We start from the raw sequence: 20,613 nt of genomic DNA, 5'->3' as shown, positions 1-20,613 counted from the left end.
TGCGGCGTGGTGCGGCGTTGACCACTCGGTGCGAGCTTGTTGCGCCGCACCGAGTGGCCAACCTCGCACCAGCCGAGACTCCGCGGTCAAGCAGGGCGACGGGAGCGCCGACGGCCCTCGTGCGACCACGCGGACGACGGCAGCAGGCTCGGCGGCAGCAGGCGCGACCGCAGCACCCGTCCACCGGAGACCGAGGCGTCGAGCGCCTCCCGCGCCTGCTGCACGTGCTGCACGAGCGCCTCGCCGTCGACCACTGCGACCCCGTCAGCCGCGAACCGTTCGTGGTCGACGGCGTCGACCACGGCGTCGAGGTGCGGGAGCGCCGAGGCCGGCAGCACCGGACGGAGTCGCCCGAGGACGGCCCGGGCGGTCCGGGCCGCAGCCCCTGCGTCACCGGGGGGCGCCAGCCCCGGGGCGTAGCCGTGGTCGGCGACGTCGTCGAGGGCCTCACGCCAGGCGTTCACCGCGGGTGAGCGACCAGCGGCGACGGCGGACAACCGCGACCGCCGACGGAGCGCTCGGACGAGTCCGGGGGCGATGAGCAACGCGAGCACGAGCGCCGCGCCGAACAGCAGGCCGGCCGGACCGCTGCCGCCCGAGGCACCGGCCGCACCGGGCTGCGCCGACGCCGAGGGGGTCGGCGTCGCCGAGGACTCGGCAGGTGCGGACTGCTCGGGCGCGGGCAGCGGGGACTCGGGCGTCGCCGCGGTCGGGGTCTCCGTGGGTTCGGTCGAGGGCTGCGCTGCCGCGTCGGAGTCCGGCGTCGGCTCGAACGCGACCCACCCGGCCCCCTTGATGTACAGCTCGGGCCAGGAGTGCAGCTGCCGGTTCGACACCGCGTACTCACCGTCGGGCTGCGCCGACCCGGCCCGGTACCCCACCGCGATCCGGGACGGGATGCCGAGCGTCCGGGCCATCACGGCCATCGCCGACGAGAAGTGGACGCAGTAGCCCTCGCGCACCTGCAGGAAGGTCGAGACGACGTCCATGCTGTCGCCGTCGTAGCCCTGCTCGACGGGGGCCGTCTCGGAGTAGGTGAACAGGTCGCTGCGGAACCACTGCTCGAGGGCGCGGGCCTGGGCGTAGTCGTCGGACGCGGCCCCGGCCACCCGCTCCGCGGTCGACGAGATGTTCGCGGGGAGGTCCTTCGGCAGCGTCAGGTCGGTCTGCAGCTGGTCGCCGCTCGGCTCGCGGAACCCCCGGCCGTCGGCACGGGACAGGACACCCGAGGCCGCGACGGCGTCGAGGTACGCGTTCGCGAAGGTCGAGGCACCGTAGACCTCGTACGTCGCACCGCGCGGCGTGGCCGGACCGGTGGACCGCACGGTGCTCGAGGACCCCATCCAGCGCCACTGCGACAGGTCGAGGTTGGTGGAACGCGACTCGATCGACACCGCCCCGGACGGCACCGGTAGGTACGTGCTCGACAGCCCGGTGATCCGGACCGTGACGTCGCCGCGGGTCGCCAGGCGCGGGTTCACGCCCTCGGCCCACTGCTGCTGGTCGGCGGTGTCGGCCTCGGCGGCGTTCGTCACCGTCGGCACCCAGTCCCCGGTGCCGAACTCGTCCAGGTCGGCGAGCTTGAGGTACTCGGGCTGGCCGTCGGACGACCGGTAGCGGAGCACCTCGAGTTCGCTCGGCTGCCGCAGGTCGTTGCCGAGCTCGAGCAGGGTGCCGGGTCGCCCGGGCTGGATCGGCGACTGGATGGCCCCGGTGACGCCGGACAGCCAGCTCGCGTTGAGCGGCACGATCGCGGGCAGGCCGATCGCGACGACGAGCCCGATCGCACCGACGACCGCGGCCGGGACCGCTCGTTGCACGGGTCGGACCGACAGCCACAGCAGCGCGAGGAAGGCGACGGCCGTGGTGATCACGAGCGCGGTGCCCGCCGGCTGTCCGGTGATGATCCCCGGGACGATGAGGATGACGAGTGCCGGCGCGGCGGCGAGCGACGGGATCCGGGCGATCGCGGCGAGGAACAACGAGACGCCCGCCACCCAGGCGATCGACACGGTCACGACCAGTCGGATCGCGTCGGTCTGTGGCAGGGGCGCGGGGTTCAGGCGGATGGCGGCGAGCGTCTCCCCCAGCGCCCCGTCGGCGTCGAGCCAGCCGAGGGGTTGCACGTCGTTGACCAGGGCGGCGGCGCACGAGCACAGCACGAGGGTGGCGACGAGTGCCACGAACCGGACCCCGGGGGCCCGGCGACGCACCGCGAGCATGACGGCCACGAGCACCGCGACGACCACGACGCCGGACACCCACCAGGCGGTGCCCTGCACGAGCGGGCGGATCGCGAGCGCAGCGATGAGCACGGGCACCGGCGCGAGCGCGACGACCCAGGTGCTCGGGGTGTCACGGGTGTCGTCGTCGCGGTCCAGGACCTCTCGCACGTCGACGGAGCGACGCGACGACGCAGCGGTGTCGCTCACCGTGCGGCTCCGGACGCGGTCGCCCCGGCGACCGGCACCACGAGGGTGCGCCAACCACCGCGGTCGAGGATCCCCCGGACCACCGGGTCCGGCGGCACGATCGTCGCCATGATCCCGCGGCTCGATCCGCTCGTCGCCGTCACGAGTTCGGCCGCTTGCTCGGCGGTGCAGTTGCCGGTGACCACCGCGGTCATGCCGTGCACGTCCCGCCCACGCACCTCGGGCAGGACCTCGGTGACCGGACGGGCGTCGCTGCGGAGCCGGACGTCCGCGAGTCCGACGAGCACGTCGGTGAGGCCGCCGACGTCACCGGCGTGCCGGGTGCTGCCCGACGGCCCGTCGCTCACGAGCACGACGCGCGAGGTCCGGGCTGCGAGGGCGCGGGCGACACTGGCGGCGACGACGACCGCGTGTTCGAAGGCCTGGTCACCGCCCAGGTCGGACAGCTCCGCCAGGTCCTCACGCCCGAGGCCCTGGTAGGACTCGCGCCGGACGTCGAGCGCGATGACGGCCTCGGGTGGTTGCGCCTGCGTGGTCTGCCGGACGTGCAGTTCGCCGCGGCGAGCACTCTGCGCCCAGTGCACCCGACGGATGGGGTCGCCGGGACGGTACGGCCGGAGTTCGCTGTCGTCGGCGGACCCGCCCTGCCCGACCCGTCCTTCGTCGGCGGAGACGGCCCCGGCGAGGGCGCCGGTGTCGATCGCGGCGAGGGGTGCGCTCGCGGGGACGACGACGACCTCTTCTGCCGGCACCACCGGGCGGTCGATGCGGAGCAGGCCGAAGGGGTCCTCGACCCGGATGGTGACGGGTCCGACGAGCGTTCGGCCCCGGTGCATCGCGAGCGCCTCGACGTCGAGCACCGCTGGCGGGACACCCGGGCCGACGAGCGCGTAGGTCTCCGCCTCGGACGCACTCGCGAAGGCGTCCTCGAGCTGTTCGCGGACGAGCAGGGTCGACCGCGGGCCGATCGGCAGACTGGTGCTGCCGAGGGTGATCCGCTCGCGGTACACCTCGCCGACCTGCACGATCGCGCGGGCCGTGCTCCGGCTTCCCCGGAGCGGTGCGGCGACCACGAACGCCATCACGATGCCGAGCACGACGAGCACGAGCAGCAGCAGCCCGGCCGAGACGGCGACGCTGGTGGTGCCCACGAGTCCGCCCCCGATCAGCCCGATGCCGATCGCGATGACGGTCCAGCCGCGCACGGTCGGACGGGGGAACGGCGTGCGCCGGAGCAGGGACAGCCCGCGGCGGCCGAAGCGCCCGAGCGTCGAGCGCGCGGCACCGGTGCGCCGCAGCAGCGACGACGGTGCCGATCGGCCGGGCATCAGGAGCGGACGGGGGTCGCCGTGAACGGCACAGCGGTGTCGGAGACGATGCGGACGACGATCTCGCGCACGGTGTCCTCGCCCGTGCCACCGAGTCCGCGCGCCACCGGCACGAGCCGGTGGGCGAGCACGATCGGTGCCAGCGCGGCGACGTCGTCCGGCGTGACGAACGGCCGGCCGAGCAACGCCGCGTGGGCACGGGCAGCCTGGGCCAGGTGCAGCGTGGCGCGGGGGCTGGCGCCGAGCACCAGGTCGGGGTGGGTGCGGGTGGAGCGGACGATCGCGATGACGTACGCCTCGACGTCGGGGGCGATGTGGACGTTCGCCACGGCCTCGATGATCCCGCGCAGCGTGGTCACGTCGACGATCGGTCGCAGGTGCGACAGCGGGTCGCCGCCGCCGCGGTTCGCGAGCATCTGCCGTTCGGCGTCGACGCTCGGGTACCCCATCGTGATGCGCGCCATGAAGCGGTCACGCTGGGCCTCGGGCAACGGGTAGGTGCCCTCCATGTCGATCGGGTTCTGCGTCGCCACGATCATGAAGGGGCGGTCGAGCAGCCGGGTCACGCCGTCGACCGTGACCTGCGACTCGGCCATCGCCTCGAGCAGGGCGGACTGGGTCTTCGGGCTGGTGCGGTTGATCTCGTCACCGATGACGACGTTCGCGAACACCGGCCCCGGTGAGAACCGGAACGTGCCCGAGGACTGGTCGAAGACGTTCACCCCGGTGACGTCCGACGGCAGCATGTCGGACGTGAACTGGATGCGGTTCACCGAGCCGCCCACCGAGGCGCCGAGTGCCTTCGCCAGGACCGTCTTGCCGACACCGGGGACGTCCTCGACGAGCAGGTGTCCCTCGGCCAGCATCACGGTGAGGGCGGTGCGGATCGCCTCGGTCTTGCCGTCGATCACCGTCGAGACGGACGCGACGATGGCGTCGCCGACCTCTCGGATGCGCTCGAGGGGGAAGGCGGGGTCGGTCGGCTCCGGCACGCAGGGCTCCTCGTCTCGGGACAGGTGTCGTGCATGCTACATCGGTCCGGTGACAGCGCCCGGTGGGCGTGTCACCGATGCGCACTGGACGGGAGGCCCGTGGAGCGTGCGCCGATCGGCGCACGTCCCACGGGCCTCCCGTCCAGATCACGTGGTGCGTCTCAGACGCGACTCACGCGCGCGTCGTGAGCGCCGTGTCGGCTGCGAGCAGGACCTTCGCGGCGACCGCGACCCCTTCTTCGCGACCGAGCTCGGTGTCCTCGTGCTCGATGTTGACCCACATGTCCGGGTCCACCTCGCGCAGGGCCTCGAGGAACGCCGACCAGTACGCCTCGTCGTGGCCCTTGCCGAGCGCGACGAAGTCCCACGCGGACGGCTTCGGCCACTCGTTGGCCCACTCGTCGCCACCGAGGTTCGTGCGCGGCTCGTCCGGCGACAGCCGACGGAACGAGTTGTCGAGCACGCCGTTGATGGCCGCGTGTGGGTTGATCCGGACGTCCTTCGCGGCGGCGTGGAAGACCAGGTCGCCGAGGTCGCGGACGACCGCCACCGGGTCCATCTGCTGCCAGAACAGGTGACTCGCGTCGAGTTCGACGCCGGTGTTCGTCAGGCCACCGCGCTGCACGAGCTCGCGGATCGTCGCCGGGTTGAACACCACGTTCTGCGGGTGCAGCTCGAGCGCGACCTTGACCCCGTGCTCCCGCGCCAGGGCGTCGATCTCCTGCCAGAACGGCACGGCGACGCTCCACTGGTACTCGATGACGTCGAGCGCGGCGGAGTTCCAGGCGTTCACGATCCAGTTCGGTCGGGTGCCGCCGCGCTCGCCCGCCGGCAGCCCGGACATCGTGACGACGCGGTCCTGCCCGAGGCGGGCGGCGAGACGGATGCTGCGCCGGATGTCCTCGGCGTGGGCCTGGCCGATCGCTCGGTCCGGGTGCAGCGGGTTGCCGTTGCAGTTCAGGCCGGCGATGGACACCCCGGTGCCCTCGAACCGGGCGAGGAAGGCGTCACGTGCTGCGTCGTCCTCGAGGATCGCGTCGATGTCCGGCACGTGCACCGGCGGCAGGAACCCGCCGGTGTTCAGCTCGATGCCGGTCAGGCCGTTGCCCGCGATGGCCGTCAGGGCGTCGGCGAGCGGCCGGTCGTGGAAGATCGCGTTGTACAGGCCGAGCTTCATGCGTGCGCTCCTTCGGTGGTGCGGACGGGCGGCACGTCGAGGGAGGCCCCACCGGCCCCGGCGGACCGTGCCACCGCGTCGAGGATCTCCATGTTGTGCACGCCGTCGTCGAACGTGGCGTTGGCGGGCAGCGGGTCGGCGACGCCGGCGACCTCGTCGAGGAACGCGCGTGCCTGGTACTCGAACATCTGGTTCTGTCCCCAGCCGACACCGGGCGCGTCCATCGCCATGCCTCCGGCGACGTAGGGGTGGTCCGGGCCGAGGACGACCTGGCGGTAGCCACCGAGGCGGGAGCCGTCGGACTGCAGCGCGAGGCCGATCTCCGAGGCGCGCTCCTGGTCCCAGCGCGCTGCACCGTTCTCGCAGAAGACCTCGATGACCAGGCCGTTCGGGTGCGCCGTGGCGACCCGGGACACCTCGAGCGAGCCCACCACGGAGCCGTCACCGAAGCGTGCGTTGAAGGTGGCGTAGTCGTCGTTCTCGACGTCGGCGAACTCACCCGTCAGCGGGACGGCTTGCCCGCGCAGGGCGAACCCGGCGGCGATCGGGCGCTTCGTGATGGCGGTCGTGAACATGCCGCCGTTGACGCTCTGCACCTCGCCGGCCAGGAACTCGGCCACGTACGCCAGGTGCGAGCCGACGTCGGCGAGGGCTCCGGTGCCGGGGGCACCCGCGAAGCGCCACGAGAAGGGCACGTCGGGCGACGAGCCGTAGTCGGTCCAGTAGCGGGCGGAGACGTGCAGGACGCGGCCGAGCGTGCCGTCCTCGACGAGCTGCTTGATCGCGGCGAGGCCCGGGGCGCGGCGGTAGGTGAAGCCGACGCGGGCGACGAGCCCGCGCTGCGATGCCTCGGTGGCCGCGGTGGCCATCGCCCGTGCGTCCTCGAGCGAGTCCGACAGCGGCTTCTCGCACAGGACGTGCTTGCCGGCGGCCAGCAGCCCCTCGACGATCTCGCGGTGGAGCTTGTTCGCGACGACGACGCTCACGACGTCGATGTCGTCGGCCTCGGCGATGGCTCGCCAGTCCGTGTCGTGGCGGGCGTAGCCGAACCGCTGTGCAGCCTCGGCCGCCAACGGCTCGTACACGTCGCCGATCGACACGAGCCGCACGGGCGGCAGCGTCGGGGCGAAGAGTGAGGGTGCGTTCCGCCACGCGGCCATGTGGGCCTTGCCCGCCATGCCCGCCCCGATGACGGCGACGCCGATGCTGTCGCTCATGGTTCTCTCCTTCGAGAAGTCCGGTGCCGATTCTGGAACGTTCCAGAACGTGTCGGTAGACTGTAGCCTGACCACCCCATGTCCTGTCAAGGAGCCGCGTGTCACGACCCCCGACGATCATCGACGTCGCGACCCGTGCCGGCGTCTCGAAGTCACTCGTCTCGATGGTGCTCCGCGACGACCCGGGCGTCTCCGACGCACGCCGCTCGGCGGTGCTCGCGGCCGCCGCCGAGCTCGGCTACCGCCCCAACCGCGCCGCCGCGATCCTCGCCGGCACCCGGACCCGCACCGTCGGGGTCATCGTCGACGACTTCCGCAACCCGTGGTTCGTCCCCCTGCTCGACGGCATCCGCGACGCGCTCGCACCGCACGGCCTGCGGCTCACCCTCGCGGACACCCGTGCGAACGCCCACCTCGACTCCTCGCCGTTCGACGACCTCGTCTCGCTACGGGTCGACGGCGTCGTCCTCGCCGCCGAGGGCTTCCCCGACCTCGTCGTGCCGGCCGACACCCCCGTCGTCGTCGCCGGCGCCCGCGCCGACGTGCCCGGAGGGCTCGACGTCGTCGCCTCGGACGAGGCCGCCGGCGGCCGGTTGGCAGCGGATCACCTGATCGGACTCGGTCACCGCCGCATCGTCCACGTCACCGGCTCGGGAGGCCCGGCTGCGGTCCGCCGCGAGGGCACCGTCGCGCGGATGGTCGCGTCCGGCATCGCGCCGCTGGTCTACGGCGACGGCCCGACGTCCGAGACGACCGGGTACGAGGGCACCCGCCGCGCACTGCGGGACCACCCGGACCTGACGGCGGTGTTCGCCGCGAACGACGTCATGGCGATGGGCGCGATCGCCGCCGTGCGCGAAGCCGGACTCCGGGTCCCCGAGGACGTCTCGGTGGTCGGCAACGACGAGACCCCGCTCGCCGCCTCACCCCTGCTGCGGCTGACCACGGTCGACCCGCACAACGACGAGGTCGGGCGGCTCGCGGCGAACCGGCTCGTGGAGCTCGTCGGCGCGGCCGAACGACCCGCTGCGAGACGGGTCCTGGTGCCGCCGTCGCTCGTCGTGCGGTCCACGACGGCGCCGCCGCGGGCCTGAGACGCCACCACCCCGCGACCGCAGCGCGCGGGGCGGCGGTGATCCGGGCCTCCCGGCCGACGGATCAGACCGTGGCACCCTCGAGCCGGTCGACCGCGACCGCGAGTTCCTCGAGTTCCGGGACCTCGCGCGCTTCGCCGAGCGCCCCCTCGAGCGCAGCGGCGTGGATCGGCGTGGCCGCGTCGAGCAGCCGCTGACCGGCGTGGGTGAGCTCGGTGTAGAGCCCGCGGCGGTCGTCGGCGCAGAGCACGCGGGTGAGCAGCGCACGTTCCTCGAGTCGGTTGACCAGCCGGGTCGTGGCGCTCGGGCTGAGGGCAGCTGCGCGGGCGAGCTGCTGCATGCGCATGTGGAAGCCGTCCTGCCGGCGCAGCGCATCGAGCACGGTGTACTCGACCACGGACAGGTCGACGTCGCGCAGCGCGCGCTCGAGTCGCGTCTCGATCAGGCCGTGCAGTGCCGCCAGGGTGCGCCAGCCGTGGGCGCGGACGGCGGTGGAGGTGTCGTCGACGGACATCGGGCTCCTTCTGGTCGGTTGCGCGGTCGGTTGCCGCGGTCGGTCGCCGCGGTCGTTGCGGGCGCGTGCAGTTGCTTGCGCGGATACCCCGCGTGTGCAACTATCGATACCGCGCGTCTGCAACAACCAGCGTACGCGGCACAGCGCCACCGCACAACGGAAGGAACCCCCATGCCCGCGGGACTCATCGCCCTCGCACTCGGCGGATTCGGCATCGGACTGACCGAGTTCGTCATCACCGGCCTGCTGCCCGAGGTCGCCGCCGACTACGGCGTCACCGAGACCACGGCCGGCTGGCTCGTCACCGGCTACGCACTCGCCGTCATCGTCGGCGCCCTCGGCCTGACCGCAGCGACGACCCGACTCCCCCGCAAGCCCGTCCTGCTCGGGCTGCTCGTGCTGTTCATCGTCGGCAACACGCTGTCCGCGATCGCACCGACCTACGAGGTCATGATGTCCGGACGCGTCATCGCGGCGCTCTGCCACGGAGCGTTCTTCGGCATCGGCTCCGTCGTCGCCGCGAACATGGTCGAGCGCTCGAAGCGCGCGTCGGCCGTCGCCCTGATGTTCACGGGGCTGACAGCGTCGAACGTGCTCGGGGTGCCGTTCGGCACGCTCCTCGGCCAGGCGCTCGGCTGGCGTTCGACCTTCTGGGCCATCGTCGCGATCGGTGTCGTCGCCCTGGTCGGCGTCCTCGTGCTCGTCCCCGCCGTCCGCCAGGCCGAGACGCCGTCACTGGCCCGCGAGCTCGGCGTCTTTCGCTCCGGCCAGGTGTGGCTGTCACTCGGCATGACCGTGCTCGGCTACGGCGGGATGTTCGGGGCGTTCACCTACATCGCGTACACGCTGACCTCGGTGTCCGGGTTCCCGTCGTCAGCGGTGCCGTGGCTGCTCGTGGTGTTCGGCGTCGGGCTGTTCGTCGGGAACTTCGTCGGCGGCAAGCTCGCCGCACGCTCGATCGACCGGACCCTGCTCGTCGTGCTCGTCGCCCTCACCGTGGTGCTCGGACTGTTCGCCCTCGTCGCGACCTCGCCCGTGCTGACCGTCATCGCACTCGTGCTCATGGGCGCCTTCGGGTTCGCGACCGTGCCGGCCCTGCAGACGCGCGTGATGCAGTACGCGGACCACGCGCCGACCCTGGCGAGCGGGGCGAACATCGCGGCGTTCAACCTCGGGAACGCGCTCGGTGCCTGGATCGGTGGGCTCACCCTCGCCGCCGGGCTCGGCTACACCTCGCCGATCTGGGCGGGCGCGGGGATCACCCTGGCCGCCGTGGCCCTGACGCTCGTCGCCATGGGTGCCGTGCGGCGTGGGCGTTCGCGCGGGGCCGGCGAGCTGACCTCGACAGGGAGCGTCGCGACGGCCTGACGGCAGCCCGGCGGAACCAGGTTCCGGACACAGCACCACGCCGTTCCGCGGTGCCGTGTCCGGAACCTGGTTCACGCGGCGTGCAGACCAGCACGGAGACGACGAAACCCCGGTCCGATCGGACCGGGTTTCATGGAGTGCGGAGACGGAGGGATTTGAACCCTCGGTCCCCTAAAGGGGACTCCACCTTAGCAGGGTGGTGCACTCGGCCGGACTATGCGACGTCTCCAAGCACTCTCGCGAGCGCTCCGACCACCATACAGGAGGACCGGGCCACTCTCGACCCGACCGCACCCCGCGCGTGGCACGGTCGCAGAACGCGGGTCCCCCGAAGTGGGGACACCTCGGGGTTGTCCCGACGTACCCCGGTGAATAGCATCATCGAGACGCGGCGATCACATTCCGGGGCTCGTCCCCGTAGTCGCGACACAGCACCGACGTCGCTCTCCGAGCCGGGCCCGGCGCGCCCGGTTGTCTGGCGCCCGCTCGGGGAGCGGCTTCCGGGGGCGCGGTCCACCACCGCGCCCCCGTTTCTGCGTCCGGGCATGGCGGCCGACCAGTACGCGAAAGCGACAGTGCCCCAGCACGGCCCGTGGTCTGTGCCGTCAGCGCGACAGTGTGCCGCCGATGTTCGGCGGCAGACTGTCGCTTTCGCGTGGGCGGGAGCCCGGCGGGCCCAGAGCCCCAGCCGGGTCAGTAGCCGAAGGCCTTGGAGCACGTTTCCTGGTCGGCGGACTGCCCCTCGAGCCCGTCGATGGTCTCCGGCGTCGCGGATGCCGTCGGAGCAGCGGCGGCAGGCGACGACGGCGCAGCAGCCGCGGGTGAGGACGCCGGAGCCGACGGCGCAGCAGCCGCCGGCGCCGAGGTCGCTGCCGACGGCGCCGCGTTCGCCTCGGACCCGATGCCCGTGCTGTCCTCCCCCAGGGAGAACGACTGGTCCGCCTTGATCTTCGCGAACAACTGGTCCGCCAGGTACGTCGTCGGCTGGACCTTGCCCTCGTAGACCCCGGTGCCGCCGGTCGTGCCCGGGTACTGCACGAAGTTCACCTGCGACAGCGGGAGGTCCTGCAGCGCCCGACCCATCTGCACCATCGTCCCGATGTCGTTCAGGCTCTGGGACAGCTGCATGTTCGACGCCGCGGCGCGGGCCAGCTTGTACAGGGTGGGCGGCGACGTGAGGGTGTCGTTCGACTTCACGGTCCGGAGCAGCGACGACAGGAACACCTGCTGGCTCGAGATCCGGCCGAGGTCGGAACCGTCACCGACGCCGTGCCGGGTCCGGAGGAACGCGAGGGCTTCGTCGCCCTGCAGGGTCGAGGTGCCGGCGGGCAGGTCGAGCCCGGTGTAGGGGTCCTCGATCGGCTGCGCCACGCAGACCGGCACACCACCGATCGCGTTCGACATCTCGATGACGCCGTTGAACGAGACCGCGGCCGAGTACTGGATGTCCAGGCCAGTGAGCCCCTGCACGGTCTGGGTCACGCAGTTCAGCCCGCCGTCGCTGAACGAGGTGTTGATCGGCTGCGCGGCCATGGCCGACGCGGTCCCGGAGCCGTCGGTCTTCTTGCACGCGGGGATCGGGGTGACGAGGTCACGGGGGATGCTCACCGCGGTCGCGTTGGTGTGGTCGGCCGACACGTGGAGCAGGATGTTGACGTCGTTGAGCGTCGCGTCGCGCTCCCCGAACTCCGCGGACTGGTCCGGGTCGTTGTCCGTCCCGACGACGAGCATGTTGAAGCCGCCCTTGTACGCGCTGAGCGACGGGGCCTTGGTGCCGTTCGACCGCGGCGCGGGCTGCCCCTCGATCTGCACGCCGTCACCGAGGTCGTCGGTCACCTGCTTCGCGGCGATCGCGGCGACCGAGGCGGTGCTGACGAGCGCGACTGCGGCGACGCTCGCGACCAGCGCAGCGACGGTCCGGAAGGGTCCGGACCGACGGAGACGTCCGTGCCGTGCGATCCCGTCGGCTCGGTTGAGACGGTGGGAGCGATCGCGGACGTCGTTCACGGGCTCTCCTGTCGTCGGTGGACGCGCCGGGGTGGCAACCGGTCAAGGCTGCCACGGAGGTCCCTGGCGATCCAGTGCGAACGACGTCGGAGCGAGGCCACCGGGCCACCGTCGACCCCCGGATCCGTGCGCCGTGGCGCCGACCTGTACGAACCCGCAGCCGGGACGGCTCAGGAGGCCACGGCCACCCGGAACCGGTCCGGCAGGGCGATGAGCGCCGCCGCGAGCTCGAGCAGCACCACGGCGCAGTCGTCGAGCGCGTCACGCTCCGCTGCCCGCACGGCCTGGTCGACGAGGTCGAGTCGCCGCGCCCGGTCGACCACGGCGTCGATCCCGTTGGCCAGTGCGATGTCGTCGGTGAAGAACGTGTCGAGCACGGTGCGCTGCGACAGCATCCAGTCGGCGCTGACCGAGGCGCCGCGCCGCCGGAGGAACCACGCGGCGAGTTCGACGAAGGCCCCGGCTTCGGTCCAGCACTCGCGGAGCCAGGCCGGGTCGAAGCGGTCGTCGTGGCCCGTGCCGCTCACCGGCGGGTCGACGACCAGCGCCCGGGCGATGCGCAGGCGCTCGGTCATCTGCCCGACGGACCACTGCGTGATCACCACGCCGACGTACCGCTGCACGGTGACGAGCTGATGGGACTCGAGGGAGACGAGGGCTTCGCGCACCGGCGTGCGGGAGACCCGCATGTCCTCGGCGATGGTGTCGAGGCGCAGGCGCTGCCCGCGGCGGTACTCGCCGCGCAGCACGCTGTCGAGCAGGCGGAGGAAGACCGCGTCGCGCAACAGACTGCGCCGGAGGCCGTGGGGGTCGCGGTCGCCCCGGCCGACACGCATCGGTGACTGCTCCATCGCGCCAGCCTCACGCACGGCGGTCACCCGGGCCGACCGCACCGGCACCGTCGTGGATCGTCGTGGTGGGTGTCGCGCTGTGGAGGAGTGCCATGCCAGCACCGTGACACCACGACGACGGCCGTGCTAAACACTCTGAATACAGAATGTTGCATGGCCGCCGTCGCTGTTCAGCGCCGCTGCTGCTCCGCGTCCCCGGTGAGGACGGACAGGGGCTGGGTGACGTCCTCGAGCCCCTTCCGTGCGGCATCGACCCCGAAGACCAGGGCTATCACCCCACCTCCGATCATCACCGCGGACCCGAGCAGGTACCCCCAGAAGAGCGGTTCCCGCGAGGACCCGTCCCCGATGAAGGCACCGTAGATCAGCGGTGCGACCGCACCGAAGACCTGCGCGAGGGCGAAGAAGTACGAGATGGCCTGCGACCGCAGCTCGAGGGGGAAGATCTCGCTGACCGTCAGGTACGCGCTCGAGGCACCGGCGGAAGCGAAGAAGAACGACACGCACCAGAAGGCCACCTGCACCGTCGCCGAGATCGCGTCGGCGCGGAAGAGGAACGCCGAGGTCGCCAGGACGAGCCCCGACACCAGGTACGTCAGGAAGATCATCTGCCGACGGCCCCACGTGTCGAAGAACCGACCGAGGATGATCGGTCCGAGCAGGTTCCCGATCGCGAACGGGAAGAAGTAGATCGACGTCTGCGCGGTCTTCAGGCCGAAGAAGTTCGTCAGGACGAGCGCGTAGGTGAAGAAGATCGCGTTGTAGAGGAACGCCTGCGTGATCATCATCGACGCCCCGACCAGGGTGCGCGTCGGGTACTGCTTGAGCAGCACGCGCGCGATGGTCAGGAACCCGACGCGGTCGGTCGGCGTGACGGTCATGGCCTTCGACTCGTCGACGTCCGGCAGCCGCTTGCCCGTGGACTTCTCGACCGCCTCCTCGATCTGGGTGACGGTCGCTTCGGCCTCTTCCTCGCGCCCGTGGGTCATGAGCCAGCGCGGACTCTCGGGGATGTGCCGCCGCAGGAAGATGATCGCGATGCCGAGCACCGGGCCGAGGAAGAAGCCGATGCGCCAGCCGATGCTCTCCGAGAAGTTGGCCGTGTCGAGCAGGTAGATGTTCGCGAAGGCGCCGAGCGCGGCGCCGCCCCAGTAGGTGCCGTTGATGGCGATGTCGACGTGGCCGCGGTACTTCGCCGGGATCAGTTCGTCGATCGCCGAGTTGATCGCCGCGTACTCGCCGCCGATGCCGAGGCCGGCGACGAACCGGAACGCGGCCAGGAACCAGAAGTCCTGGGCGAGACCGGCGACGCCCGAGCCGATCAGGTAGATCGCGAGCGTCAGGATGAAGAGCTTGCGCCGCCCGAGCCGGTCGGACATGCGCCCGAACACCAGCGCTCCGACCACCTGGCCGACCAGGTAGATCGTGCCGAGGGAGGTCACCTGTTGCGTCGACAGGTTCAGGTCGGCCTGGAAGCCCGCGTTGGAGACGATCTGGATCTCCAGACCGTCCAGGATCCAGGAGACCCCGAGTCCGACGACGACACTCCAGTGGAACCTCGTCCACGGCAGTCTGTCCATCCTGGCGGGGACCAGGCTCTTGATCGCCCCGTTCGTGCTGCTCACGAGAGGGGAACCTACGCCGAGATCGGCCAGATGGTTCACCTTCGGTACGACGGGGCCGGCTCGGAGCCGGATCCCCCTATCGAATCCGGCTCCGATGCCGGAGTCTCAATCATTGCGGTTGCTATGGAAACCCACAAGCGGACGGAGGCGCGGGGCGGGCCCGCCACGGGCCTCCCGTCCGCCTTCCGGTCGCTTTCGCGATCGCGGCGTAGCGTCGAAGCGGTGACCCGACCCGACATCCGCACGGTCGGCGAGCTCCGCACTTCTGGCCACGTCCAGAAGACGGTCCGCGCCGAGATCCGCGACAACCTGCTCACCGCGCTGCGCGCGGGAGACGACCCCTGGCCCGGCCTGCACGGGTTCGAGACGACCGTGATCCCGCAACTCGAACGTGCCCTGATCGCCGGACACGACGTCGTCCTGCTCGGTGAGCGCGGCCAGGGCAAGACCCGCCTGCTCCGCACCCTGCAGGGCCTGCTCGACGAGTGGACCCCGGTGATCACCGGCTCCGAGCTCGGCGAGCACCCCTACGAGCCCATCACCACCGCGAGCGCCCGCCGAGCCGACGACCTCGGCGACGCCCTGCCGATCTCGTGGCGGCACCGCGACGACCGCTACGTCGAGAAGCTCGCGACGCCGGACACGAGCGTCGCCGACCTGATCGGCGACGTCGACCCGATGAAGGTCGCCGAAGGGCGCAGCCTGGGCGACCCGGAGACCATCCACTTCGGACTCGTCCCCCGGGGCCACCGCGGCATCGTCGCGATCAACGAGCTGCCCGACCTCGCCGAACGCATCCAGGTGGCGATGCTCAACGTGATGGAGGAACGCGACGTCCAGATCCGTGGCTACGTGCTCCGGCTTCCCCTCGACGTGCTCGTGGTGGCCAGCGCGAACCCGGAGGACTACACGAACCGCGGCCGGATCATCACGCCGCTCAAGGACCGCTTCGGCGCGGAGATCCGGACCCACTACCCGATCGAGCTCGAGGACGAGATCGCGGTCATCCGGCAGGAGGCGCAGCTCACCGCCGAGGTGCCGGACGCGATCGTCGAGATCCTCGCCCGCTTCACCCGTGCCCTGCGCGGGTCGAGCGCGGTCGACCAGCGCAGCGGTGTCAGCGCCCGGTTCGCGATCGCCGGCGCCGAGACGGTCGCCGCGGCGGCCGTGCACCGTGCAGCACGCCAGGGTGAGCCGGAGGCCGTCGCGCGACCGATCGACCTCGAGACGGCGGTCGACGTGCTCGGCGGCAAGATCGAGTTCGAGAACGGCGAAGAGGACCGCGCGGACGAGGTCCTCGAGCACCTGCTGCGGACCGCCACGGCCGAGACGGTGCGTGCCCGGTTCCGCGGACTCGACTTCGGGGTGCTCGTCGAGGCGCTCGACGGCGGGACGATGGTGACGACGGGCGAACAGGTCGGCGCACGGGCGTTCCTCGAAGGACTGCCGTCGATCGGCGAGTCCGACCTGTACGACCAGGTGTGCGAGCGTCTCGGTGCCACGAACGACGGCGAGCGCGCGGGTGCGATCGAACTCGCGCTCGAGGGGCTCTTCCTCGCCCGCCGCATCAGCAAGGAGTCCGGCGGGGGCGAAGCCGTCTATGGCTAGGCAGAACCGACGACTGACGCGGGACACCCGGTACGGGGCATACACCGACGGACCGGATCCGCTCGCGCCGCCCGCCGACCTCGCCGAAGCGCTCGACGCCATCGGGCAGGACGTGATGGCCGGCACCTCACCGGAGCGTGCCATGCGGGAGTTCCTGCGCCGAGGCGGCCGGACGCAGCGCGGACTCGACGACCTCGCGCGCAAGGTCGCGGAACGGCGCCGCGAACTCACCGCGAAGAACAACCTCGACGGCACCCTGCAGCAGGTCCGCGAACTGCTCGACCAGGCGCTCCGTGCCGAACGCGGCGAACTCGCCCGCAACGTCGAGCTCGACGACGGCGACCGCGCCCTGGCCGAGATGCAGCTCGACAGCCTGTCCCCGTCGCCGGCCGCCGCGGTGCAGGAGCTCGGCGGGTACGACTGGACGAGCCGCGAGGCCCGGCAGAAGTACGACGAGATCAAGGACCTGCTCGGTCGCGAGGTGCTCGACCAGCGCTTCGCGGGCATGAAGCAGGCGCTCGAGGGCGCCACGGACGAAGACCGCGCCGCGGTCAGCGCGATGATGCAGGACCTCAACCAGCTGCTCGAGGACCACCGCGCCGGCACCGACTCGCAGGAGCAGTTCGACGCGTTCATGGCGGAGCATGGCGAGTACTTCCCGTCGAACCCCGCGAACGTCGACGAGCTGCTCGACGACCTCGCGGCACGGGCCGCCGCCGCCCAGCGGATGCGGAACTCGATGACCGAGGAGCAGCGCGACGAACTCGACGCCCTCGCCCAGCAGGCCTTCGGCTCCCCCGACCTGATGGGGCAGCTGTCCCAGCTCGACGGCAACCTGCGGTCCCTGCGGCCCGGCGAGGACTGGGGCGGGTCCGAGCGCATGGAGGGCGACCAGGGGCTCGGACTCGGCGACGGGACCGGGGTGTTCCAGGACATCGCCGACCTCGACGCCCTCGCGGACCAACTCGCCCAGTCCGGCCCCGGCTCCGAGCTCGACGACCTGGACATCGACGCCCTGACCCGGCAGCTCGGCGCCGAGGCTGCCGTGGACGCCAAGACCCTGCAGCAGCTCGAGAAGGCGCTGCGGAACTCCGGGGCGATGCGCCGCGGTGCCGACGGGCAGCTGCGGCTCACCCCTAAGGCCATGCGGCAGCTCGGCAAGAGCCTGCTCCGTGACGTCGCCGAGCGGATGTCCGGCCGACAGGGTGCCCGCGACATCCGGCAGTCCGGCGCGGCCGGCGAACCCTCGGGCGCGACCCGGCAGTGGGCGTACGGCGACACCGAGCCGTGGGACGTCACCCGGTCGATCACGAACGCGCTGACCCGGACCGCGGCCGACGGGCGGGTGGGCCCTGGCGTCCGCCTGACCATCGACGACGTCGAGGTGCAGGAGACCGAGTCCCGCACACAGGCCTGCGTGGCGCTGCTCGTCGACACGTCGTTCTCGATGGCGATGGAGGACCGCTGGGTGCCGATGAAGCGCACGGCCCTGGCGCTGCACACGCTCGTCTCGACGCGGTTCCGCGGCGACGACCTGCAGCTCATCGCGTTCGGACGCGAGGCCGAGGTCGTGGACATCGAGCAGCTCGTGGGTCTCGACGCGATGTGGGACAAGGGCACGAACCTGCACCACGCGCTGCTCCTCGCCAACCGGCACTTCCGGACGCACCCGACCGCCCAACCCGTGCTGCTCATCGTCACCGACGGGGAACCGACGTCGCACCTCGAGCCGAACGGACAGGTGTGGTTCGACTACCCGCCGGACCCCGTGACGATCGCACTGACCGTTCGGGAGCTCGAGAACGCCGGTCGTCTCGGCGCCCAGACGACGTTCTTCCGCCTCGGCGACGACCCGGGGCTCGCACGGTTCATCGACGCGATGGCGAAGCGGGTGGACGGCTCGGTCGTCGCTCCGGAGAACGACGACCTCGGTGTCGCCGTCGTGGGGTCGTACCTGGGGTCGCGCCGCGGCGGGCCGTCGTTGTTCGACTAGCCGCCGGATCGGTCCCGGCAGGGACTGTTGCGCGGGGTTCCGCAGTCGTATGCTGAGCGCCACCACAGTTGCCCCAGACCCCGGCCGCCGTGATCGTTCTTCCTGCGCCGACGTCGTCGGCGTGCCGGAAGCGGTCGGCCGAGTGCACCTGATCCGTTCTCGACCGGTCGACTCCCGCGGGGTCCCGGAGTGCAACGGCGCACGCCACCGGACGCCACGGGTCTCCGCGTCCACGGATCACGGACGCGGACCGGTCGGTGGGGTCCGGACCCGACGGGCCCCACCGTCCCGGACCGGGGTGTCCACGGCCGGCCGGGGTCGCCACGGCAGGCCGAGCCGGGGCGCTGGCTCACGACGGGTGCGTCAGAACAAGGGCCACGGCACCGCGGGGCCGTGCCCCGGCGGTGGCGGGAAGATGCCGACGGCCCGCAGCGCCGCACACCGCGCGCGCACCGTGTCGACTTCCTCCGGCGTCAGGTGCTCGGCGAGTTCGTCGCCCAGGGCACCGCGGAGCGCCTCCGACACCCGGTCGAGCCCCTCGAGTTCGTCCGGTCCGAGCGGCTCGCCGATCCACCCCCACAGCACCGTGCGGAGCTTGTGCTCGACGTGGAAGGCCAGCCCGTGGTCGACACCGAACCGGTGTCCGTCGGGCATCGCCAGCACGTGCCCGCCCTTGCGGTCGGCGTTGTTCACCACGACGTCGAAGACGGCCATGCGGCGCAACGCCTCGGAGTCCTCGTGCACGAGCGTCACCGGCTGGTCGTGCTCGTCGATCGCCTCGAGGACGGGCAGCCACGGCGAACCGTCCGCCTCGGCGGCCTCGGGGGTGACGAGGTCGACGGCGTCCTGGTCCGGGTCGATCGTCTGCCAGCGCTGCACCATGCCGGGGCCGAACGGGCCGTCACCGAGCCACGTCGGTGGCACGATGCCCCAGCCGAACGCCTCGGACACCAGGTGCGCGGCGACCTCGCGGCCGGCGAGCGTGCCGTCCGGGAAGTCCCAGAGCGGGCGCTCCCCCTCGATCGGCTTGTACACGACCGCCTCACCGTCCAGTTCGGCCAGGAACGTCGCGTTCGAGGCCTCGCGGATCCGCGCCGTGATGCTCAGTGAGCCGTCGCTCATGCGTCGCCGGGCGGACGGCCGGCGGCGACGATCTCGCGGGTGCGTTCGACGAACGCGCGTGCGGTGCCGACCGGGATCTTGACCTGGAAGAGCTCGTCGGGTTCGGGGATCTCGACGACCGCCTCGATCTCGAGGCCGTCCTCGCTCTCCTCGGACACGATCTCGACGTCATCGTCGATCGGGTACGCCTCGATGACCACCTGCGCCGTCGACGGGTCGAAGCCCAGGCTCAGGGCACCGGCGCGGAACTCGGGCTCCACCGGCTGGTCGAGCGGTTCCGGGTCGCGGAGCTCCACGGGGGCGGTGTCCGGCACGCTGAAGCGGTTCGCCTCGACCGTGGCGACCTCGTCCAGCAGCTCGTCGATCTTCTCGGCGAGCACGGCGGTCTGCTCCTTCTCGAGGGCGACGCTCGTGACGCGCTTGCCGGAGCGGGCCTGCAGGTAGAAGGCGCGCTCGCCCGGACGGCCGATGGTGCCGACGACGAGGCGGTCCGGCCAGTCGAAGCCGTGGACGATGGAGGGCATACCCGCATTGTAGGAGCGCGGGCCTGCGCCCGTTCAGGGTCTGGCAGGGCCTGCCTCGAACGGGGCCTCCGGATGTCCGGCTCCGCCGCCGACCGCTGCGTCCCCGCTGGGCGCCGGAGCGGTCGCGAGCCACGAGAGATCGCCGGACTCGGTGTTCGTCGCGACCACCTCGGGCCGGTGCTCGCCGTACCGCACGACCGACACCGACGCCGGCCCGACGCCGATGCGCTGGAACAGGTCGAGGTGCATGCCGAACGCGTCGGCCAGGACGGACTTGATGATGTCTCCGTGGCTCACCGCGACCCAGACCGCTCCGGGCCCGTGCTCCGCCTCGACCTCGGCGTCGATGCGACGGACGGCCGACACCGCCCGGGACTGCATGGTCTGCATGGACTCGCCGCCGGGGAACACCACGGCGCTCGGGTTCGCCTGCACCGTCCGCCACAGCGGCTCCTTCGCCAGGTCGGCGAGCTTCCGCCCCTGCCACTCGCCGTAGTCCGCCTCGGTGATCGCCCGCTCGATGGCCGACGCGGGGTCGCCCGACTGTCGCTCCAGGATCGCCCGGGCCGTCTGCCGGCACCGCTCGAGCGGACTCGACACGACGGCGACGACCGGCACGGCAGCGATGCGCTCCGCGGTGCGGTCGGCCTGCTTCCGGCCGACGGCGTCGAGTCGCACGCCGGCGGTGCGTCCGGCGAGCACGCCCGTGGCGTTCGCGGTGGTGCGTCCGTGTCGGACGAGGAGGACGGTCGCCATGTGCC

Annotated in this window: 16 protein-coding genes and 1 tRNA gene; 4 read left to right on the top strand and 13 right to left on the bottom strand. The window is 71.9% G+C overall.

From position 1 onward, the window contains the following. Positions 1-86 precede the first annotated feature (86 nt). From EDF33_RS09385 to EDF33_RS09365, 5 genes are all read right to left on the bottom strand, one after another. Entirely contained in the window at positions 87-2,432 is a 2,346-nt protein-coding gene (locus EDF33_RS09385) for a DUF3488 and transglutaminase-like domain-containing protein (protein ID WP_132099886.1), read from the bottom strand. Beyond that, positions 2,429-3,760: a DUF58 domain-containing protein gene (locus EDF33_RS09380; protein WP_132099885.1), complete on the bottom strand. Its 1,332-nt coding sequence runs from the start codon at positions 3,758-3,760 to the stop codon at positions 2,429-2,431. The genes EDF33_RS09385 and EDF33_RS09380 overlap by 4 nt, the downstream gene beginning before the upstream one ends. Then, positions 3,760-4,752, bottom strand: a complete 993-nt coding sequence (locus tag EDF33_RS09375) for a MoxR family ATPase (RefSeq protein WP_243692418.1) — start codon at positions 4,750-4,752, stop codon at positions 3,760-3,762. Before EDF33_RS09375 ends, EDF33_RS09380 begins: the two co-directional genes overlap by 1 nt. Before the next feature lie 172 nt (positions 4,753-4,924). Then, positions 4,925-5,929, bottom strand: coding sequence for a sugar phosphate isomerase/epimerase (locus tag EDF33_RS09370; protein ID WP_132099883.1), 1,005 nt, complete (start codon positions 5,927-5,929; stop codon positions 4,925-4,927). Beyond that, positions 5,926-7,146: a Gfo/Idh/MocA family oxidoreductase gene (locus tag EDF33_RS09365; protein ID WP_131921487.1), complete on the bottom strand. Its 1,221-nt coding sequence runs from the start codon at positions 7,144-7,146 to the stop codon at positions 5,926-5,928. The genes EDF33_RS09370 and EDF33_RS09365 overlap by 4 nt, the downstream gene beginning before the upstream one ends. A gap of 98 nt (positions 7,147-7,244) precedes the next feature. Here EDF33_RS09365 and EDF33_RS09360 point away from each other — a divergent pair, with 98 nt between their 5' ends. After that, the gene (locus EDF33_RS09360) at positions 7,245-8,240 is read left to right on the top strand and encodes a LacI family DNA-binding transcriptional regulator (RefSeq protein ID WP_132099882.1); all 996 of its coding nucleotides are present in this window, start codon (positions 7,245-7,247) and stop codon (positions 8,238-8,240) included. A 64-nt stretch (positions 8,241-8,304) separates the two neighbouring features. Here the strand turns inward: EDF33_RS09360 and EDF33_RS09355 are convergent, their stop codons facing one another. Then, positions 8,305-8,754 (bottom strand): MarR family transcriptional regulator, encoded by a 450-nt coding sequence (locus EDF33_RS09355; protein WP_132099881.1) that lies wholly within the window; start codon positions 8,752-8,754, stop codon positions 8,305-8,307. 171 nt (positions 8,755-8,925) lie between these two features. Between EDF33_RS09355 and EDF33_RS09350 the strand changes: the two genes are divergently transcribed. Further along, positions 8,926-10,122: an MFS transporter gene (locus tag EDF33_RS09350; protein ID WP_132099880.1), complete on the top strand. Its 1,197-nt coding sequence runs from the start codon at positions 8,926-8,928 to the stop codon at positions 10,120-10,122. A gap of 140 nt (positions 10,123-10,262) precedes the next feature. On the opposite strand, the gene EDF33_RS09345 is transcribed toward EDF33_RS09350, so the two are convergent. From EDF33_RS09345 to EDF33_RS09330, 4 genes are all read right to left on the bottom strand, one after another. After that, positions 10,263-10,351, bottom strand: a tRNA-Ser gene (locus tag EDF33_RS09345). A gap of 464 nt (positions 10,352-10,815) precedes the next feature. After that, positions 10,816-12,129: an LCP family protein gene (locus tag EDF33_RS09340; protein ID WP_132099879.1), complete on the bottom strand. Its 1,314-nt coding sequence runs from the start codon at positions 12,127-12,129 to the stop codon at positions 10,816-10,818. Positions 12,130-12,299: 170 nt separating this feature from the next. Then, positions 12,300-12,980 carry a GntR family transcriptional regulator gene (locus tag EDF33_RS09335; RefSeq protein ID WP_123938362.1) on the bottom strand — a complete coding sequence of 227 codons (681 nt, stop codon included), beginning with the start codon at positions 12,978-12,980 and terminating at the stop codon, positions 12,300-12,302. 170 nt (positions 12,981-13,150) lie between these two features. Beyond that, on the bottom strand, positions 13,151-14,605 hold the full coding sequence (locus EDF33_RS09330) for an MFS transporter (RefSeq protein ID WP_311316753.1): 1,455 nt from the start codon (positions 14,603-14,605) through the stop codon (positions 13,151-13,153). A gap of 222 nt (positions 14,606-14,827) precedes the next feature. Here EDF33_RS09330 and EDF33_RS09325 point away from each other — a divergent pair, with 222 nt between their 5' ends. Both EDF33_RS09325 and EDF33_RS09320 read left to right on the top strand, forming a co-directional pair. After that, complete coding sequence (locus tag EDF33_RS09325; protein WP_123291862.1) at positions 14,828-16,213, top strand: AAA family ATPase; 1,386 nt, start codon at positions 14,828-14,830, stop codon at positions 16,211-16,213. Beyond that, positions 16,206-18,206, top strand: a complete 2,001-nt coding sequence (locus EDF33_RS09320; protein ID WP_132099878.1) for a VWA domain-containing protein — start codon at positions 16,206-16,208, stop codon at positions 18,204-18,206. The genes EDF33_RS09325 and EDF33_RS09320 overlap by 8 nt, the downstream gene beginning before the upstream one ends. A gap of 363 nt (positions 18,207-18,569) precedes the next feature. Here EDF33_RS09320 and EDF33_RS09315 read toward each other — a convergent pair whose 3' ends face one another. Genes EDF33_RS09315 through EDF33_RS09305 form a run of 3 tightly spaced genes read right to left on the bottom strand, consistent with a single transcriptional unit; the run spans position 18,570 to position 20,608 of the window. Continuing rightward, complete coding sequence (locus tag EDF33_RS09315; RefSeq protein WP_123291860.1) at positions 18,570-19,328, bottom strand: SCO1664 family protein; 759 nt, start codon at positions 19,326-19,328, stop codon at positions 18,570-18,572. Beyond that, a complete protein-coding gene (locus EDF33_RS09310) occupies positions 19,325-19,852 on the bottom strand; it encodes a DUF3090 domain-containing protein (protein ID WP_123291859.1) in 528 nt (175 codons plus the stop codon). Before EDF33_RS09310 ends, EDF33_RS09315 begins: the two co-directional genes overlap by 4 nt. A 33-nt stretch (positions 19,853-19,885) precedes the next feature. Next, entirely contained in the window at positions 19,886-20,608 is a 723-nt protein-coding gene (locus tag EDF33_RS09305) for an MSMEG_4193 family putative phosphomutase (protein WP_132099877.1), read from the bottom strand. Between the last annotated feature and the right edge of the window lie 5 nt (positions 20,609-20,613).

Source organism: Curtobacterium sp. PhB146 (genome assembly GCF_004342995.1).
Lineage (GTDB): Bacteria > Actinomycetota > Actinomycetes > Actinomycetales > Microbacteriaceae > Curtobacterium.
Note: the sequence above shows the minus strand (reverse complement) of the source record. Positions and strands in the feature narration are given on the sequence as shown.

Coding starts and splice junctions, on each gene's coding strand:
- EDF33_RS09355 (WP_132099881.1), bottom strand. CDS start 8,754: ATGTCCGTCGACGACACCTCCACCGCCGTCCGCGCCCACGGCTGGCGC.
- EDF33_RS09335 (WP_123938362.1), bottom strand. CDS start 12,980: ATGGAGCAGTCACCGATGCGTGTCGGCCGGGGCGACCGCGACCCCCAC.
- EDF33_RS09365 (WP_131921487.1), bottom strand. CDS start 7,146: ATGAGCGACAGCATCGGCGTCGCCGTCATCGGGGCGGGCATGGCGGGC.
- EDF33_RS09380 (WP_132099885.1), bottom strand. CDS start 3,760: ATGCCCGGCCGATCGGCACCGTCGTCGCTGCTGCGGCGCACCGGTGCC.
- EDF33_RS09315 (WP_123291860.1), bottom strand. CDS start 19,328: ATGAGCGACGGCTCACTGAGCATCACGGCGCGGATCCGCGAGGCCTCG.
- EDF33_RS09305 (WP_132099877.1), bottom strand. CDS start 20,608: ATGGCGACCGTCCTCCTCGTCCGACACGGACGCACCACCGCGAACGCC.
- EDF33_RS09310 (WP_123291859.1), bottom strand. CDS start 19,852: ATGCCCTCCATCGTCCACGGCTTCGACTGGCCGGACCGCCTCGTCGTC.
- EDF33_RS09320 (WP_132099878.1), top strand. CDS start 16,206: ATGGCTAGGCAGAACCGACGACTGACGCGGGACACCCGGTACGGGGCA.
- EDF33_RS09370 (WP_132099883.1), bottom strand. CDS start 5,929: ATGAAGCTCGGCCTGTACAACGCGATCTTCCACGACCGGCCGCTCGCC.
- EDF33_RS09350 (WP_132099880.1), top strand. CDS start 8,926: ATGCCCGCGGGACTCATCGCCCTCGCACTCGGCGGATTCGGCATCGGA.